An 18,055-nucleotide genomic window follows, 5' to 3' on the forward strand; every position below is an offset into this window, starting at 1 on the left:
GGTCCCTCGGACTAAAAGAGTGCAAGCGCCATGCCACAAGGCTGGTGATTAGCGGAGAACTCGTGGATGCATAATTGGAGAGCAATTTCGCCAGCAAAGGGCAGCAGATTGCTTTCTAATTGCGCAACCACATGCAATTTCATTCGGTCCGTTCCCGACAAAAATTTACACATTTGATATTGGTATCTGTGCCGTCGCAGCGTGATGATCACGTGCCGAATGTTTGGACATGCTTGCCAGTTAAGTGATCAAACGAGAGCAGCACAGACAGGTGAAGGCCCAACATCAACTAGACCGACCGGGGCAATTCCCATTCCATCGCGCCGAGCGTCGGGCAGACATGCCGATGCAGGACCGACGCGACGGAAGCAACCCAGTGGTCTTCACCGGAGCCCGCCAGAATCGTGACGCTACTAGGCCGACCGTCGACACGCGGACGCACAGGCACCGCAATACCACACATATCCATCAGGTTGACGAAGTTCGTATACGTGCCAAGCCGTGAGTTGGGTCCGATCGGGTCCGCCGCGAGGTCGGCGCACGAATAGAATGTCGGAATGCTTGGAACACACAGCATATCGACGTCCTGCATCTGCGGGCGAACAGTCATCTTGAGTTCAGACAGCTTGTAGAAGTCCCGGAAGACATCCACCGCCGAATAGGAGGCGGCCGCGGATATTATCTGGCGCGTAACAGGATAGATGGCGTCAGGGTTGCTGGCGAGCAACGACTCGATAAGCGCATAGCGTTCTGCCAGCCACGCCCCCTCATAAAGCATCCTTGCGATCGCGTAGAAGGGCGCAAAATCGAGCTCTACCAACTCGACGCCCAGATCCCGCAAGTCGCGCAGCGCAACGTCGAACGCAACCTCCTGATATTGATCATCAAAGAACTCCCGGCTCTCACGGCTTGGTATACCCATACGAATAGTCGGCGCGGGCGTCTCCCGATCCTGCACTTTCAAGTTCCTAGAAAATGCATCCAGCGGGTCATAAACGGCCATGGTTCGGAACGCTGCGGTGGCATCTTCAACACTCAATGCAAACACGGACAATGTGTCGAGTGAGCGCACGGCCGGCACTGTTCCCGAAGACGAAAGAATGCCGCTGCTCGGCTTCAACCCGACAATGTTGTTCAGCGCGGCCGGCACGCGGCCTGATCCCGCCGCATCACTGCCCAATGAAAAGCAGACAAGCCCCTGTGCAACAGCAACGGCCGAGCCGGAACTGGAACCACCGGGGACTATTTCGGGATCGAGCGCGTTGCGCGGTACAGGATACGGCGTCCTGACGCCCACGAGACCGGTTGCAAACTGGTCCATGTTGGTCTTGCCGATAAGCAACGCGCCAGCCGTACGCAGCAGTTTCAGGACAAAGGCATCATCCTCGGCGGTATAGGCGAAAGCCGGGCAGGCCACCGTCGTCGGCATGCCTGCCGCGTTTACATTGTCCTTGATTGCAAACGGAATTCCCCAAAGCGGCTTGCGCGCGGGATCAAAATCTCCAAGATCCCCGGCGTCGGCGTGAACATCATCCTGCTCTCGCAGATGCAGGAATATTCCGGGATCGTCGACGGCCCCGATCCGCCGATACACTTCCGTGACAACCTCTTCTGGCGCGCGCCCTGCGGCATAGGCCGCATGAATGTCGTGGATCGTGAACGGAAGCTGCCCTAGGCTGTCCCTGGCACGGTTCCCGGTCCGAAGACGCCCGAATTGCAGGCTGCGCCTGCCGTGGTCACTGAACGTCATGATTCACCAGAATTAATTGCGGTTGGTGTCAGTTGACGAGCAGGCTCGTCAGTTCTTCAAGGTTGTCGACCACATAGTCGGGCCGGCTCACATTCGGATAGAGCGTCGAACCCGGCCGGCGAATGAACGCCGTCTGGAGACCGGCCTTCTTCGCCCCGATCAGGTCCCAGGCATGGGCGGCAACCATCAGGACATCGGCAGGCCTGGCCCCGGCGACCCTTAGCGCATGTGCATAGGGTCTCGGATCAGGCTTGAACGCCCTTACCTCTTCCGTGCTGATACGGTGACGGAAATAGTCGATGATGCCCGCATGGGTAAATAGCTCGGTGATTCCGTCCGCCGAATTGTTGCCGAGGCAAACAAGCTCGATACCGGCACCGGACAACGTCTTCAGAGACGGTCGCACGTCGGCGTGCGGTGGCAACTTTCGAAATGGCTCAATGACAGCCGCCTCGGCGGTTGCCCGATCGATATCGAGCCCCTGTTTCTCACCCAGCATGATAAGTGCCGCGACACCGATCTGAAAGAAGTCGCGGTAGTGGTCGGTCATGGTATCGACTAGGGAATAGTGCAGGAGAGTCGAGAACCATAGGGGCAGAAGGTCGCTCCGACCCCCAAGCGCTTGGCTCACCGACGCCTTCACGGGCTCGAGGTCGAGCAGGGTCTCATTGATATCGAAGAATATGGTCGTCGGTTTGATCATCGGTCGCTTTCTGGCAGGGAGACTGCCGTTCGGGCCCTTGGGGACCAATACTTACTGTGCTCCTTAATACTGGCTAGCAATCGCCGTGCCACCCGGCCTCGGCACATGTTCACGAACGGAATTGTGCGGTGGCAAAAGATGACCGCCGATACGCGCAGTTCCACAGGTGCCGTTGCTACGCCTGAAAAACAGGCGATGCTGAGGGACTGACCAAATGTTGGGCAAACTGTGCAGGCGATCGCTGCAGCGAGAGCGATAGAGCGCTCGCACAAGAGAAAATTAGCCCGATCAACGCGCCGCGAGCGCCGCGCGCATCTCCGCGCGCACCCGCTCCGTGATCGCCGCCAGCCCGTCGCGCCCGCCCAGTTCGGTCGGCTGCAGCGCGCCGTCGCGGAAGGCCGTGTCCACGGCGCTTCGGAATATCTCCGCACCCTCGCGCAGTTCGGGGGCATCGTGCCGTTCGCCCAGCCAGTCCAGCATCATCGCGCCCGACAGGAACATCGCCGTGGGGTTGGCCTTGCCGCTGCCGGCGATGTCCGGTGCCGTGCCGTGGCAAGGCTGGAACACCGCATGTCCCGGGCCGATATCCGCCGAAGGGGCCATGCCCAGCCCGCCCATCAGCCCGGCCCCCAGATCCGACAGGATGTCTCCCAGCAAGTTCTCCATCACCATCACGTCGAAGGCCCAGGGCTGCTTGACCAGGGCCAGCGCGGCTGCATCCGCATAGATATGCCGCGTTTCGATGTCCGGATGACGCGCCGCGCGTTCATCGAACAGGCGCCGGAAGAAGCCGAAGGACTGCAGCACATTGGCCTTGTCCACGCAGGTCACGATGCCCGGCCCGCCGCGCGTCTTGCGCGTCCGCGCCAGTTCGAAGGAAAAGTCGAACAACCGTTCGCACGCAGCCCGCGTGATGGTCAGCCGGTCGGTGGAGCTGTCGTCCGTTTCCTCGGCCTCGCCGCGATGGGCGAACAGGCCCTCGGTGGATTCCCGGACGATCACGAAATCCAGTTCCTGCCCCCGCGGGTCGGCCAGCGGCACCGGCATTCCCGGCCGGGTCATGACCGGCCGCACCCCGGCATAGAGCTCGAAGTAATCGCGCAGGTCGATCTGCGGCACGATCTCGGTGCCGTCCGGGTAGCGCACATCCGGGTCGCCCATGGCGCCCAGCAGGATCGCGTCGGCCGCAGCCGCCCGGTCGAGCGAGGTCTGGGGCAGCGCCTCACCGGTCTCCTGATAATGCGCTGCACCCGCGTCCAACGCCTCGAATTCCAGGGCAGGCCCGCCGAGCGCCCCGGTGAGTTCCCCCAAAATCTCAACACAAGGTGCGGTGACCTCCGGGCCGATGCCGTCCCCGGCAAATACCGCAATCGTGAGCTTGGAATTGTCCTGGGTCATGGCTTGTCTGCTCATATCGGTTTTCTCTCCCGACGCTACCATGCCGCCTTCACGTGCCGTAAATTGTCCTTCGGGACGCATGCATGAACGGTGGGGAAAACAGAAGTCCATGGCCGATACGTTCGACTACATCATCGTCGGGGCGGGTTCCGCCGGCTCGATTCTCGCCAACCGCCTGTCGGCGGGTGACGCGACGGTCTGCCTGCTCGAGGCCGGCCCGCCCGACCGCAACCCGTGGATTCACATCCCGGCCGGCTTCACGAAGACCCTTTCCAACCCGAAGGTGAACTGGCTGTTCGAATCCGAGCCCAGCGCGGGCACGGCCGGGCGCCCGGTCTATGTGCCGCGCGGCAAGACCCTGGGCGGCTCCAGCTCCATCAACGGCCATATCTACAATCGCGGCCAGCGGATGGATTACGACAGCTGGGCCCAGGAGGGGAATCGCGGCTGGGGCTATGCCGACATCCTGCCCTACTTCAAGCGCAGCGAGCGACGCGTCGGCGGCGAGGACAAGGATTTCCACGGCCGCGACGGCGAGCTCCCGGTCACCGATATCGACGGCCCCGACCCCGTCTGCGACGCCTTCATCAACGGCGCGGTCGGCCTCGGCATTCCGCGCAATGACGATTATAACGGCGCCACCCAGGCCGGGGTCGGCTACTTCCAGCGGGTCATCGAGAACGGCCGCCGGGTCAGCGCGGCGCGCGCCTTCCTGCACCCGATCAAATACCGCCCCAATCTCGACATCCGCACCAACGCACACACCCAACGGATTCTGTTCGAGGGCAGGCGCGCCGTCGGCATCCGCTACCGGAAGGGCGCGCGCGAAATCGAAATCCGCGCCCGCCGCGAGGTCATCCTCGCCGGCGGGTCGGTCGGCTCACCCCAGCTGCTGCAGGTCTCCGGCGTCGGCCCGGCGGCCCTGTTGAAGGATCTCGGCGTCAATGTTGTCCACGACCTGCCCGGCGTCGGCGAGAACCTGTCGGACCATTACCTCGCCCGCATGACCGCGCGGGTGAAGAACGCGCGCACCATCAACGAGCGCGCCCGCGGCCTGTCCCTGGTCAGGGAAGTCGCGGACTATGCGTTGCGGCGCAAGGGCCTGCTGGCCATGTCCCCGAGCCAAGTCTTCGTGTTCTGGAAGTCCCACCCGGCCATGGATCAGCCCGACATGCAGCTGATATTTACACCGGCCACCTACAAGGCCGGCATGATCGCCCGGCTCGAGGACGAGCCGGGCATGACGGCCGCCACCTTCCCGCTGCGCCCCCTCAGCCGGGGCCATGTCCGCGCGCGCACGGCAAACATCGCCGACAAGCCGGTCATCCAGCCCAATTATCTCGATCACGAGACCGACCGCCAGGTCACCATCGCCGGGCTGCGCCTCGACCGGCAGCTCATGAACGCGCCGGAACTCGCCCCTTACTTCGATCATGAGATCGTCCCGGGCGCCGACCTGCAGACCGACGACGAGCTGCTCGATTTCGCGCGCCGCTACGGCACCACCGTGTTCCACCTGGTCGGCACCTGCAGCATGGGGGCCGCCGAGCGCGGCAACGTGGTCAGCGACGAACTCAGGGTCCACGGCATCGAGGGCCTGCGCGTCGTCGACGCCTCGGTCATGCCGACCATGCCGTCGGCCAACACCAACGCCGCCACCATGATGATCGCCGAGAAGGGCGCGGACATGATCCTCGGCAACGCCCCGCCGCCCCCGGCGAACGTCTAGTCGGGTTTTCAATCCGTGCCATACTAATACGACACGTCAGGACTGAACTCCGGGGGGAAATGTCATGGCAGGCTCTAACGGTGCTGATTTCGACGGTATCATTATCGGCGCGGGCCACAACGGGCTGACCGCCGCGGCTTATCTCTCGCGAACCGGCCAGAAAATCGCCGTGCTCGAGGCCAGTCCCGAGATCGGCGGCGGCACCTCGACCGAGGAGCCGGCCATGCCCGGCCACCGTGCCAACCTGCACGCCAGCTTCTTCATGGGGTTGGGCCACGCGCCCCTGATGCGCGATCTGGAACTGCCGCGTTTCGGCTTCTCCTATGTCGAACCCGAGGTCCAGCAGGCCGGCACCTTCCGCGACGGCAGCTGCGTCGTCATCCACAAGGATCTGGAAAAGACCTGCGCCTCGCTGGCGCGGTTCTCCAAACGCGACGCCGACACCTTCCGCGACCTCTACCACCGCTACGTGATCGAGATGCGGCCCCTTCTGGTCTCGCTGATGTACAACGCGCCGCTGCCCCTGGACCAGCTGCAGGACCGGCTCTCCGGCCCAAAGGCAAAAGAGCTCCTCGGCCACGCCAAACACGACCTGTTCTCCGTCGTCTCGGAATATTTCGACGACGACCGCATCAAGACCCTCTTCACTTCCTACATGCATGTCATCACGACGGAGAATGTCCCCGGCAGCGGCATGGTCTTCCCCGGCATCTTCGCCAATGTCACCGGCTTCACCCTGCCGGTCGGCGGCGCCATCGCCTATCCGCTGGCCTGCGCGCGTATCGTGGCGGCATCCGGCGGCGTGGTCCGCACCAATACAAACGTGCGCGAGATCACGGTCACCGGCGGGCGCGCCACCGGCGTAGTGCTGGATGACGGCACCACGCTCACCGCCAATAATTTCGTCGCCAGCTCCGTCGACACGCCGACGACGGTGGCCATGGCCGGACGTGATCTGTTCGACGATGCGGTGAACGAGAAGCTCGACAACTGGCACTGGGGCAACCACAGCCTCGTCACCCTGCACCTCGCGCTGAAAGAGGCACCCGTCTACAAGGCCCGCGATTTCGACCCCGACATCGACGACGCCTACAACATCTTTTTCGGCATGGAGGATCTGGACGAGGTCCGCAGCTGCTTCGCCGATTGCGAGGAAAAGCGCTTCCCCGACGTGCTGATGGGCAATGGCGCGTGCAACAGCGCGTTCGATCCGTCCTACGCCCCCGCCGGCCGCCATTCCGCCTTCTGGTGGCCGTTCGCCCCCTACGCGGTCGACGGCGATGCGGCAAACTGGGACGAGAAGCGCGCCGACTACACCCGGCGAATTCTCGACCGGTGGCGCGACTACGCCACCAATCTCGACGACGACAATGTCGACGCGACCTACCTCTACACCCCGCCGGATATCGAGCGGCACAACGCCAACATGATCCGGGGCGCGGTGCGCATGGGGGCTTATATTCCCGGCCAGCTCGGCGTGAACCGGCCCCACCCGCAGCTGTCGGGCACGCGCACGCCGGTCGAGGGGCTGTATATCTGCGGGTCGGGCGTGGGCAATGGCGGCGGCATGAACGGCGCGCCCGGCTACATCGCCGCCAACGCCATCGTCGACGACCTCGGCCTGACCCGCGACTGGACACCGGTCGCCGCACCCGAATGGCGGGAATAATGGCAGCGTAAACTCAAAATGCCCGCACTTGTAATAGTACACAACGTGTACTATTTTAGGACATGTCGATTGAGACGTTCGCGGACAGAAAGACTGAAAATCTGTTCAACGGCGAGAGCGGCCATAAATTCGCAACCGATATCGTCCGGCGCGCGAAGGCAAGGTTGGACCAGATCAACCTCGCAGCGGACCTGCGCGACCTTAAGGTGCCGCCGGGGAACAGACTGGAGGCCCTGAGTGGCGACAGGGAAGGGCAATACAGCATCCGCATCAACGACAAATGGCGGATTTGTTTCAGGTGGGAAGACGGAGACGCCTTTGATGTCGAGGTCAATAACCACTACCGAGTTTAGGAGACTGTCATGGCACGCATCCCGACAAATAGGGTAGCGACCCACCCGGGGGAGTTTCTCCGGGAGATTATTGAGGACGAAGAAGTCGGCATGAGCGGCAATGCGCTTGCGAAAGCGCTCGGTGTACCTCCCAACCGGATAACCCGCCTCATCAGTGGCGTTACAGGCGTTTCCGTTGACACAGCCTTTCGGCTTGGTCGCTATTTCGACATGACCCCGGACTTCTGGATGAACGCGCAGATGGCCTACGACCTGTCAACGGCCCGCATGGACAAGCAGCTGCAGACCCGCATCAAGACCGATGTGCGCCCGCGCGAGACCGAGGCCGCCTGACGGACCCGCATGTCGCGGTTCCAGACTTCAGGATTGTATGAAGAAAATTGGTCGGGAAGAGAGGATTCGAACCTCCGGCCCCTACGTCCCGAACGTAGTGCTCTACCAGGCTGAGCTACTTCCCGACGGCGGGTTTATTACGACACAAGGCGCGGCTTTGCAAACGCCTGAGCGCGCAGGAGATACGCGGGTCAAGCCCGCGTATGACGAGACATAAGGATCGCGGTCTCTAACTGACCGTCATACCCGGACTTGATCCGGGTATCTCTTCCGCCAATGTCGTCTTCGGTAACGAAGATGGCCGGATCAAGTCCGGCCATGACGCCTGTTTAGTTCACACACCCGGCCCGCCTTGCCGCGCATCCTCAAGGATCATGTCCGATGCCTTCTCCGCGATCATGATCGTCGGCGCGTTGGTGTTGCCCGATGTGACCGCCGGCATCACCGACGCGTCCACCACCCGCAGCCCCTCGAAACCGTGCACCCGCAGGCGCGGGTCCACGACGGCGGTCTCGTCGACGCCCATGCGACAGGTGCTGGTCGGGTGGAAGCCGGTGTTTCCGAAGTTGCGCAAGTAGTCGATCACATCGTCGTCGCTGACGACGTCGGCGCCGGGTTCGATCTGCGCGCCCACGAAGGGCTCCAGTGCGGGTTGGCCCATGATCCGCTGCACCTCGCGCACCCCGCGCATCAGGGCCCGGGCGTCATTCTCGCTCGAAAGATACCGGCTCTTGATCAACGGGGCATCGCGCGGGTTGGCCGACCCGATTTCCACAGCCCCCCGGCTTTCGGGGCGCAGCATGATGATCGTCGCCGACAGGCCGGAGAATTCATGCAGGCCCGCGCCATGCTTGCCCGATGCGCCGCCGTTCGAATACAGCACGATATGATGCTGGAGATCGGGCGTTGCGAGGCTCGGGTCGCTGCGGAAAAACCCGCCTGTCGGCACGGCGGCCATCGCCATCATGCCCCGGCGAAACAGCAGATAGCGGAGCAGGGTTCCTGCCGAGCGCCAGCGGCTGCGCATCACGTCATTGAGCGTGACCGGCTGCTTGCACCGGTAGACCATGCGAACCAGATAATGGTCCTGCATGCCCGCGCCGACGCCGGGCATGTCCGCGACCACCTCGATGCCGTGTTCTTGCAACAGGCCCGCCGGCCCCACACCCGACAGCTGCAGCAGTTGCGGTGAGTTGAACGCGCCGAGCGACAGAATGACTTCCTTGCCCGCACGCGCGACCCGCGTCTCGTCACCGATCTGATATTCGATGCCGACTGCGCGGCGTCCCTCGAACAGCACCCGGTTGGCGAAGGCGCCCGTCTCGACGGTCAGGTTCGCACGCTTGCGCGCCGGGCGCAGATATCCACGTGCCGTCGACCAACGCCGACCGGTCCGTTGGGTGACCTGGTACTGCCCGAATCCCTCCTGTTCCGCGCCGTTGAAATCGGGATTGCGCGGATGGCCTGCCTGTGCCGCCGCCTCGAGATGCGCGCGCCCGAGGGGATGGAAATCGCGCTGCTCGGAGACCGCCTGGGGGCCGCCCGTGCCGTGGAATTCGTCCCGGCCGCGCGCATTGTCCTCCAGCTTCCTGAAGTAGGGCAGCACATCCTCATGGCTCCAGCCCGTGTTGCCGAGTTGGCGCCAATGGTCATAGTCGGCGGCGTTGCCCCGGATATAGACCATGCCGTTGATCGAGCTGGAACCGCCCAGCACCTTGCCGCGCGGCTGGACAATCCGCCGCCCGTTGCAGGTCGGGTCCGGCTCCGTGGCGTAGCACCAGTTCACCTTGGGGTCGTCGAAGACCTTGCCATAGCCGAGCGGAATGTGGAGCCAGGGATTGGTGTCCTTACCCCCGGCCTCCAGCAGCAGCACCTTGTAGGCGCCGTTTTCGGTCAGGCGATTGGCCAGCACGCAGCCCGCACTGCCCGCACCGACGATCACATAGTCGAATTGCTCCGTTTCCGGCATGGCGATGTCCGAATGCCCCAGCCGGATGCTACCGGACGATCAGCACCGACTGGTTCGCATGGCGCGCCACCCGTGCGGCGTTGGGGCCCAGCAGGTAGTCGCTGATGTCGGGATGATGCGCCGACATCACGATCAGGTCCGCCTTCGCGCTGTCCGCCGCGTTGATGATCTCGTTGTAGATCCGGCCATGGGCGACCATCTGCCGGGTCGCGACGCCGTCGGGCACGTTCGCGTCCACATAGGCGTCGAGCCGCGTGGCGGTTTCAGCGAGGGCCTTTTCCGCGAAGTCGTCGGGGAAAAAGGAACCGACGACGCTCATGCCGAAATCGGGCACGACCGTCAGCACATGCAGGGTCGCGCCCAGCGCCTTTGCCTGGGCCACCGCGACATCAAGCGCCTGCGCCGATGACGCCGAATCCTCGAGATCGACCGGCAGAAGGATATCCTTGTACATCGCATTCTCCCCCGTTAAGCCGCTGCCGGTGCGGCACCGCCGTCCCGGCCCGCCTTTCGGCGTTTCTGATAGAGATACATCAGGACCCACAACGCTGCCGCGATCGCCTGGACGATCTCGCGCTGCAAGCCGATCTCGTCCGTAATCAGCGCCGGCCGGAACATTGCGATCGCGAGTGCCAGCAGGATGATCCGCTCGATCCAGTTACAATTGTCCGCGAAATAGCCCTGCATGAAGGCCGCGAAGGAGAACATCGCGACCAGCGATATCCCGAACACCCAGGCCAGGTTGAGGATGGAGTCGATCCAGATGATATCGCCGTTGGGTGCCACGCCGGAGATCATCAGCAACTCGGTGTTGAAGATGAATACAAACGGCAGGATCGCGGTCCGCATATCGTAGGTGAAGCCCTGGATGCCCGTCTTGATCGGGTCCGACTGGGCAATCGCCGCGCCGGCGTAGGCTGCGAGGCCGACCGGCGGCGTGTCATCCGCCAGGATGCCGAAGTAGAACACGAACAGATGGGCCGCGATCAGCGGGAAGATCAGCCCGGCATCACCGCCGAGTTCGACGATGACCGGCGCGGTCAGTGTCGCCATCAGGATATAGTTCGCCGTGGTCGGCAGCCCCATGCCCAGGATCATGCTGGTGACCGCCGTCAGGACGAGCATGACCATCACGCTGCCGCCGGAAACCGCGGAAATCAGGTTGACGAAGCGCCCCGTCAGGCCGGTCGTGCTGACCACGCCGACGATGATGCCGGCCGCCGCCGTCGCCACACCCACGCTCATCATGGAGCGGGCGCCGTTGACGAGGCCTTCCCAGATGTCCTTGAGCCCGTCGAGGAACGCCGCGCCGAGGATCCCGCCGATCTTGGTGTCGGGATCGAGGCTGCCCGCCTTCTTGTGCGCGCCGAGCGCCAGATAGGCGATGATCGGGCGCTGGATGACCATCAGCACCGCCAGCGCCTCGATCGCCGTCAGGGCGGAGAAGATCGGCGAACGTTTTTCGATCACCAGGAACCAGATCAGCACGCCGAGCGGAATCAGATAGTGACTCCCGTTGACGAAGGTCTTGAGCATCGGCGGCAACTCGCTCTTCGACAACGGCCGAAGGTTGAGTTTCAGCGCCTCCAGATGCACCACATAGAACAGCGCCAGATAGGAGATGATCGCGGGGAACAGCGCCGCGCGCACCACATCCAGATAGGGGATGCCGATGATGTCGGCCATGATGAACGCCGCCGCACCCATGATCGGCGGCATCAGCTGCCCGTTGGTCGATGCGGCCACCTCGACCGCGCCCGCCTTGTAGGCCGGAAGCCCGACCTTCTTCATCAGCGGGATGGTGAAGGTACCCGTGGTTACCACGTTGGCGATCGACGAACCGGAGACCAGGCCCGACAGGCCCGACGCGACGACGGCGGCCTTCGCCGGTCCGCCGATCTTGTGGCCGAGGCCCGAGAAGGCAACATCGATGAAGTATTTGCCGGCTCCCGCCCGGTCGAGCAACGCGCCGAACAGGACGAACAGGAAAACGAAGCTGGTCGAGACGCCCAGCGGTACACCGAAGATGCTGGTGTCGGTCAGGTACATCTCGGAAATGAAGAACTCGAAGGTCGTCCCGCGATAGCGCAGCAGGTCCGGAACCCAGGGCTCGCTGCCGACAAACGCGTAAATTATGAAAATGATACAGATCGTGCTCAGCGCCACGCCAAGGGCGCGCCGCGCGGCCTCGAGCAGCATGACGATCAGGATGGCACCCATCCAGACTTCACGCGGGCCGCCCAGGCCGCCCATCGCCTGGATTTCCTCCTGGAAGAAGACGATGAACAGCGAGGACCCCGCTGCGATGATCGCCAGCAGGATATCAAAGGCGGGTATGTATTCCCGGTTCGATCGCTTGCCCCGCAGAAACGGGAGAACACGGTGCAACGTCCGTGCCCAGAGCGGCGGATTGCGGTAGTCATAGGCGGGAAATGCGAGATAAACGAGTGCCAGCGCGAACCCCAGATGCCAGGACCGGGCGAGTTGCGAATTGATGGGGTTCTCGGCGATCCAGAGCTGGAACAGCGACCAGATCACGCAAAGGAGGGTGATGACGCCGACGGCGATCTTGTTCGTCGGACTGCGCGGGCCGCTCTCGACCTCCGCGATGAAATCACGCTCTTCGGTCTCGACGACCTCTTCGCCGGCGTTATCTTGCGTGGTCATCCCATCTCCCCCCGGAAACTCGTACGGCAAAAAAGAAAATAACGGGCGGCACCATCTGGTGCCGCCCGCTACCGGACCGAACTACATCAGGCCCTTTTCCTTATAATATTTCTCGGCGCCCGGATGGAGCGGGGCCGAAAGGCCGCCGAGCATGTCTTCCGGCTTCAGGATCTTGAACGCGGCATGCGTGCCCTTCAGCTCTTCCAGATTCTCGAACACCGTCTTCACATAGTCGTAAACGACCTGGTCTTCGACATCGGCGCTCGTCACGACCGTCGCCTTCACGGCATAGGTCTCGAACTCATCCACACCCTTCACGATACCGGCCGGATACTTGGCCAGAACATAATAGGGCTTGTCGGAGATGAACTTCTTGATCGCGTCCGAGTTGATATCGAGGATGTCGATCTCGGTCGAGTTCGCCGGCTCCTCGATCGCCGCGCTCGGCATGCCGACCGTGTAGATGAAGGCATCGACCTTCTTATCGACCAGCGCGCGGGACGCTTCGCCCTGCTGCAGGCCCTCGGCCTTGATGTCCTTGTCCGGATCGATTCCATAAAGCGGCAGCAGATCCATGGAGTTGCCGCGCTGGCCCGACCCCGGGTTACCGATGTTCACGGTCTTACCCTTGAGATCGCCGACCGATTTGATGCCGGCGTCCTTGCGGGTTACCAGGAGCACGGCCTCGGGATGTGCCGAGAACACGCTGCGAAGCTTGTCGACCGGCTTGCCGTCCCAGTCGGCCTTGCCGTTCGCGGCCTGCCAGTTGCGATCGGACTGCGCCACGCCGAAGTCGAGCAGACCACGGTTGACCGCATTCACGTTGAACACCGAACCGAGCGCCGGGCGACCGACGCAATTATATTTCCCGCCGGAATGCTTGTTCATGATCTGGCAGGTCTGGAGGGCCACCTGATAGTAGACGCCGGTGACCGAACCGCCGCCGATCAGGATATCGCGCTGTTGTGCGCTGGCCTCGGGGGCGTGCAAGGACACCCCGCCGATGGCGACCGCAGCCGCAGCCGCGACCGACAAAAGGGATTTTCGGTAGTAACTCATGATCTCTCTCCTCTTCCCATAGTCTTGAAGTTTTGCTTGTAAGCCGGCTTCCCGAGCATTTGGCCGACCCCGTTACTCTTGCCGTAACTCTATCGTCACATGCCCGGGCTGTCACAAATCCGTCTCGCGGATTCGTGAAATTTCATACTTATGGATGATGCAAACGCGGATTTTTTCAGGCTGCGCTTGCGATTGCGGCATCAATGGCCTCCCCCAAACGTTCGACAATCAGGTCGATTTCCGTCTCTCCAACGACGAACGGCGGCGCCAGCAGAATATGATCGCCCCGGGTCCCGTCGATCGTGCCGCCTGCCGGGTAACACATCAGGCCGCGGCCCATGGCCTCAGCCTTGACCCGCGCATGCAGTTTCAGCGCCGGGTCGAACGGCACCTTCGTGGTCCGGTCGGCCACCAGTTCAAGCCCCCGGAACATCACCCGGCCGCGCATATCTCCGACATGCGGGTGATTGCCGAACCGCTCGTTCAGCCGCGTGTCCAGCATTTCACCGAGCGTCTGGACATGAGGCATCATTTCGGGCGCTTGCAATTTTTCCTGCACGACGAGTCCTGCCGCGCAGGCCGTCGCATGTCCCATGAAGGTGTGGCCGTGCTGGAAGAAGCCGGAGCCGTCGTAAAAGGCATCGAAGATTTCCTCCGAAAGAAGCACCGCGCCAATCGGCTGATACCCCGCCGCCAGCCCCTTGGCCACGGTCACCATGTCGGGCACGATCCCGTCCTGCTCGAAGGCGTACAGCGACCCCGTACGACCAAGGCCGCACATGATCTCGTCGAGGATCAGCAGTACGCCGTGGCGGTCGCAGACCTCGCGGATTTTCCTGAAATATCCCGCAACCGGCTCCACGCCGCCGCTGGTCGCGCCGACCACGGTCTCGGCCACGAACGCGATTACCCGCTCGGGTCCCGCGGCCTGGATTTCCGCTTCGAGTTCGTCCGCGAGCCGGGACGCATAGGCATCTTCGCTCTCGCCCTCGCCCTGTCCCCGATAGGCGTAGCAAGGGTCCACATGGCGGGTTTCGGCCATGATTTCGCGAAACGGCGCGCGACGCCATTCGTTGCCACCGACCGAGAGCGCACCCAGCGTGTTGCCGTGATAGGACTGGCGGCGCGCGATGAAGGTCGTGCGCGCCGGCTGGCCGATCTCGATGAAATACTGCCGCGCCATCTTCAGCGCCGCCTCGATTGCCTCCGAACCGCCCGACGTGAAGTAGACCCGGTCGAGCCCTTCGGGTGCACCGGCAACCATCAAATCCGCGAGTTGCTCCATGGGTTCGTTCGTGAAGAAGGCGCTGTGGGCAAACGGCATCTTGCCGATCTGCGCCTGCACCGCCGCGATCACCTCCGCATCGCTGTGCCCCAGGCACGACACGGCCGCGCCGCCCGACGCATCCAGGTAGCGCTTGCCGTTCGTGTCGATCACATAGGGGCCGTCGCCAGACGCCGCGACCGGGAGAACACTGTGTGAGTGACGATGCAGCACCCGCGTGTGGGCCGCCGGACGCGCGTCACCCCTGCGCGCCTTCGGCGTGCGCGTCGATGTTACGGGCTTGTCCATATTCAGGACCCGCGCCGCTCCTGCGAACGATCGAAGGACGCCGGAGCCTCTCGAATATCCGGACCATCGCCGTCAGACGCAGCCGGTGCGATATCTGGTGCGGCGACCCGGTCCGCCTCCGTCCAGTAAGCGCCAAAGGTCTCGAGCTGGTGCTCGCTCTCGGCGACGCTGGTGAGCGCCGACTGGCCGCCCTGGGCCAGGATCTGGGCGACCAGGACCTGGGCGATACTGAGGACCGGGACGACCGACTTGAAAAGGGCCGGCGTGTCCGTACCGACCAACAGCATGTGCTTGGTCAGGGACGAAAGCGGCGAGACCAGGCTGTCGGTCACGGCGATGATCGCGGCCCCGCGGGTCGCCGCGTACTCGGCCGCCTCGACCGCGCCGCGCGAATAGGGTTCGAAGGAGAATACCAGCATCGCATCCTCGGCCGAAATACCGCGCAGGCGGTCGGCAAAGGTGCCGCCATTGCCGTCCATCAGGATCATGTCGTCGCGGAACATGGAGCAGGCGTAATGCACGTAGAAGGCCGCAGGGAACAAACTGCGCTGGCCAACGACGTAGATGCGCCGCGCACCGGCCAGCACATTGGCCGCCTCCGCCAGTTCGTCCGAACCGATGGCCTCCAGGCTCAGGGAAAGATTGTCGCGGTCCGCCGCCACCATTTCGTTCGCCAGCTGGGCCAGCGCCCGGCCCTTGCGGCGGCGGCTGGTGCGCGCCAGGAGTTTGCGCGCGCGCTGCCCGAAACCCGCGGGCTGGCGGCGCAATGCGTCGCGAAAAGGCTCGCGCAGGGCCTCGTAGCCATCGAATCCGAGCGCCTGGGCCAGGCGCACCATCGTCGCCGGCTGGACCTCGGCCCGGTCGGCGAGTTGCCGCATGGAGGTGAAGGCGATCTCGTCGGGTCGGTCGATCAGATAATGCGCGGCCCGGCGCAACTGCGGGCTGAGATTGGGATACACGTCCTGAAGATCCGCCAGAATCCTCTCGCTGGTGGGTATCTGGTCGCGCTCTGAATCCATGGTGTCGGGTCCCCATTCTCTCGAACTGTCGTTGTTTTGCAACAGTCGGTTCGTAAAGCGGGGTCTATGAAACAACTGATTCAACTTTTCGACAAGCGCAAAAGCACATCCTGCAGGTGCATTATCGGCCGGTCCGATTGTGCCGACGCCCCGCGGACGCTAGCATCCGGGCCGATTTCACCCGCTATACGCACCGCGTATAATTCGTACCGCAGGACAGATATCCATGAACATCGCCGACCATATTCGAACGATCCCGGACTTCCCGAAGCCCGGAATCCTGTTCTACGACATCTCGACCCTGCTGGCGCACCCGCAGGCGTGGCGCCACACGGTCGACCTGCTGGCGGTCGCCATCCGCCAGCACGAACCCGATGTGATCGCCGGCATCGAGAGCCGGGGATTCCTGGTCGGCGCGCCGCTGGCGCTGCAACTGGGCTGCGGCTTCACCATGCTGCGCAAGCAGGGCAAGCTGCCCGGCGAGACGACGTCATATACCTATGAACTGGAATACGGCGCCGACACGGTGGAAATGCAGGTCGACGCCATCGCCCCGGGCCAAAAAGTGGTGATCATCGACGACCTGCTCGCAACCGGTGGCACCGCGGGCGGCGCGCTGCATCTGCTGCGCCAGGCGGATGCGGATGTCCGCGCCGCGGCCTTCATCATCGAACTCGCCGGCCTCGGCGGACGCGAGCACCTGGACGTACCGATCACCGCATTGCTCGAATTCGACGCCTAGGACTTGTACCGGCCCTCATCCTGAGCCAGCCGCAGGAAAGAGCCAAAGCGCGTGCTTCGACAAGCGCCGCATGAGCAAACAATCACGCGCCTGCCTGGTCGGCGATCTGTCCGTCCAGCTCATCGGCAATGAAGTTCTCGATAATCTCCGAAACCGACGCGTCGGGCGCCATACCCAGGGCGCGGGCCCGTTCGCCATCTCCATACCATGGCCAGCTGTCGACGATGGTCTGAACCAGCGCATCGGGTTCGTCGCGCACCCGTTCCGCGACCGCGTCGCCGGCGATGGCGCGCAACGCATCGAGCATTTCCCCGATCGAGGGTGAAATCCCGTTCATCATCACCGACCGGTTGGGGCCAAGGAAATCGCCGTCGGCATTGTGCACATCGATAAAGGCCTGCACCGCGCGCTTCGGCGAAAGGATCAGCATTCGCGTGTCCCGGCTCGCCGGGTTGTCGATCGCATCGCCCTGCAGGGGTTCGCGAATGATCGAGCTGGCGAAGCCCGACGCCGCCTTGTTGGGCTTGCCAGGCCGCACCACGATCGTCGGCAGGCGCAGGGTGCGACCGTCGACGAAGCCCTTGCGGGTGTAGTCGTTGACCATCAGCTCGCCGATCGCCTTCTGTGTACCGTAGGAGGTCTGGGGAGTCAGGGCCGTGGAATCGTCGATCGAGCGCTCACCGCCATAGACCGCCAGCGAGCTTGTGAACACGATCTTCGGGCATCGGCCGGTGTGCCGGCTGGCCTCGAGCACGTTGCGCCCGCCGTCGAGATTGACCGCATAGCCGAGATCGAAATCCGCCTCGGCACCGCCGCTGACCACGGCTGCGAAGTGGAACACAGAATCCGTCTCACCATCGATCAGGGCATCGACCGTGGCTGGATCACAGATATCCCCGGTGACGATTTCCACCCGCGGGTCCTCGGGCGGCGGCTCGACCGGCTCGAACGCGTCGAACAGCACCAGTTTTTCCACCGCCTCCGGCGCACCGCTCGGGCCGACCAGTTCGGGTTTCGCCAGGATTCGCAGCGCCAGGCGTCGGCCCAGCATGCCTGTGCCACCCGTTATCACAACCTTCATGCAATCGTCT

At 63.4% G+C, this 18,055-nt stretch carries 15 protein-coding genes and 1 tRNA gene; 5 read left to right on the top strand and 11 right to left on the bottom strand.

Annotation, left to right across the window (positions count from 1 at the left end; genetic code table 11):
* Window positions 1–289: 289 nt before the first annotated feature.
* The 3 genes from atzF to ABJ363_12375 form a co-directional block, all read right to left on the bottom strand.
* The gene (atzF, locus tag ABJ363_12365) at window positions 290–1,750 is read right to left on the bottom strand and encodes an allophanate hydrolase (GenBank protein ID MEP4379788.1); all 1,461 of its coding nucleotides are present in this window, start codon (window positions 1,748–1,750) and stop codon (window positions 290–292) included.
* Between the two features lie 28 nt (window positions 1,751–1,778).
* A complete protein-coding gene (locus tag ABJ363_12370; GenBank protein ID MEP4379789.1) occupies window positions 1,779–2,453 on the bottom strand; it encodes a haloacid dehalogenase type II in 675 nt (224 codons plus the stop codon).
* A gap of 288 nt (window positions 2,454–2,741) precedes the next feature.
* Window positions 2,742–3,866 (bottom strand): isocitrate/isopropylmalate family dehydrogenase, encoded by a 1,125-nt coding sequence (locus ABJ363_12375; protein ID MEP4379790.1) that lies wholly within the window; start codon window positions 3,864–3,866, stop codon window positions 2,742–2,744.
* Window positions 3,867–3,960: 94 nt separating this feature from the next.
* Here ABJ363_12375 and ABJ363_12380 point away from each other — a divergent pair, with 94 nt between their 5' ends.
* The 4 genes from ABJ363_12380 to ABJ363_12395 all read left to right on the top strand — a co-directional run bounded on the left by ABJ363_12380 (window position 3,961) and on the right by ABJ363_12395 (window position 7,935).
* The gene (locus ABJ363_12380; protein MEP4379791.1) at window positions 3,961–5,580 is read left to right on the top strand and encodes a GMC family oxidoreductase N-terminal domain-containing protein; all 1,620 of its coding nucleotides are present in this window, start codon (window positions 3,961–3,963) and stop codon (window positions 5,578–5,580) included.
* A gap of 64 nt (window positions 5,581–5,644) precedes the next feature.
* Entirely contained in the window at window positions 5,645–7,249 is a 1,605-nt protein-coding gene (locus ABJ363_12385; protein ID MEP4379792.1) for an NAD(P)/FAD-dependent oxidoreductase, read from the top strand.
* Between the two features lie 62 nt (window positions 7,250–7,311).
* Window positions 7,312–7,602 (top strand): type II toxin-antitoxin system RelE/ParE family toxin, encoded by a 291-nt coding sequence (locus tag ABJ363_12390; GenBank protein MEP4379793.1) that lies wholly within the window; start codon window positions 7,312–7,314, stop codon window positions 7,600–7,602.
* 9 nt (window positions 7,603–7,611) lie between these two features.
* Window positions 7,612–7,935 (top strand): HigA family addiction module antitoxin, encoded by a 324-nt coding sequence (locus tag ABJ363_12395; GenBank protein ID MEP4379794.1) that lies wholly within the window; start codon window positions 7,612–7,614, stop codon window positions 7,933–7,935.
* A 48-nt stretch (window positions 7,936–7,983) separates the two neighbouring features.
* Here the strand turns inward: ABJ363_12395 and ABJ363_12400 are convergent.
* From ABJ363_12400 to ABJ363_12430, 7 genes are all read right to left on the bottom strand, one after another.
* Window positions 7,984–8,060: transfer RNA gene (locus ABJ363_12400), tRNA-Pro, on the bottom strand.
* A 209-nt stretch (window positions 8,061–8,269) separates the two neighbouring features.
* Window positions 8,270–9,904, bottom strand: coding sequence for a choline dehydrogenase (locus tag ABJ363_12405; protein ID MEP4379795.1), 1,635 nt, complete (start codon window positions 9,902–9,904; stop codon window positions 8,270–8,272).
* A 28-nt stretch (window positions 9,905–9,932) separates the two neighbouring features.
* On the bottom strand, window positions 9,933–10,358 hold the full coding sequence (locus ABJ363_12410) for a universal stress protein (protein ID MEP4379796.1): 426 nt from the start codon (window positions 10,356–10,358) through the stop codon (window positions 9,933–9,935).
* Window positions 10,359–10,372: 14 nt separating this feature from the next.
* Complete coding sequence (locus ABJ363_12415; GenBank protein MEP4379797.1) at window positions 10,373–12,571, bottom strand: TRAP transporter permease; 2,199 nt, start codon at window positions 12,569–12,571, stop codon at window positions 10,373–10,375.
* Window positions 12,572–12,652: 81 nt separating this feature from the next.
* Window positions 12,653–13,630, bottom strand: coding sequence for a TAXI family TRAP transporter solute-binding subunit (locus tag ABJ363_12420; protein MEP4379798.1), 978 nt, complete (start codon window positions 13,628–13,630; stop codon window positions 12,653–12,655).
* A gap of 175 nt (window positions 13,631–13,805) precedes the next feature.
* Window positions 13,806–15,203 carry an aspartate aminotransferase family protein gene (locus ABJ363_12425; protein MEP4379799.1) on the bottom strand — a complete coding sequence of 466 codons (1,398 nt, stop codon included), beginning with the start codon at window positions 15,201–15,203 and terminating at the stop codon, window positions 13,806–13,808.
* A 2-nt stretch (window positions 15,204–15,205) separates the two neighbouring features.
* The gene (locus ABJ363_12430; GenBank protein MEP4379800.1) at window positions 15,206–16,222 is read right to left on the bottom strand and encodes a MurR/RpiR family transcriptional regulator; all 1,017 of its coding nucleotides are present in this window, start codon (window positions 16,220–16,222) and stop codon (window positions 15,206–15,208) included.
* Between the two features lie 226 nt (window positions 16,223–16,448).
* Here ABJ363_12430 and ABJ363_12435 point away from each other — a divergent pair, with 226 nt between their 5' ends.
* Entirely contained in the window at window positions 16,449–16,964 is a 516-nt protein-coding gene (locus ABJ363_12435; protein MEP4379801.1) for an adenine phosphoribosyltransferase, read from the top strand.
* 82 nt (window positions 16,965–17,046) lie between these two features.
* Here ABJ363_12435 and denD read toward each other — a convergent pair whose 3' ends face one another.
* Window positions 17,047–18,045: a D-erythronate dehydrogenase gene (gene denD / locus ABJ363_12440; protein ID MEP4379802.1), complete on the bottom strand. Its 999-nt coding sequence runs from the start codon at window positions 18,043–18,045 to the stop codon at window positions 17,047–17,049.
* Window positions 18,046–18,055 lie beyond the last annotated feature (10 nt).

Source organism: Alphaproteobacteria bacterium, assembly GCA_039980135.1.
Classification (GTDB): domain Bacteria; phylum Pseudomonadota; class Alphaproteobacteria; order UBA6615; family UBA6615; genus UBA8079.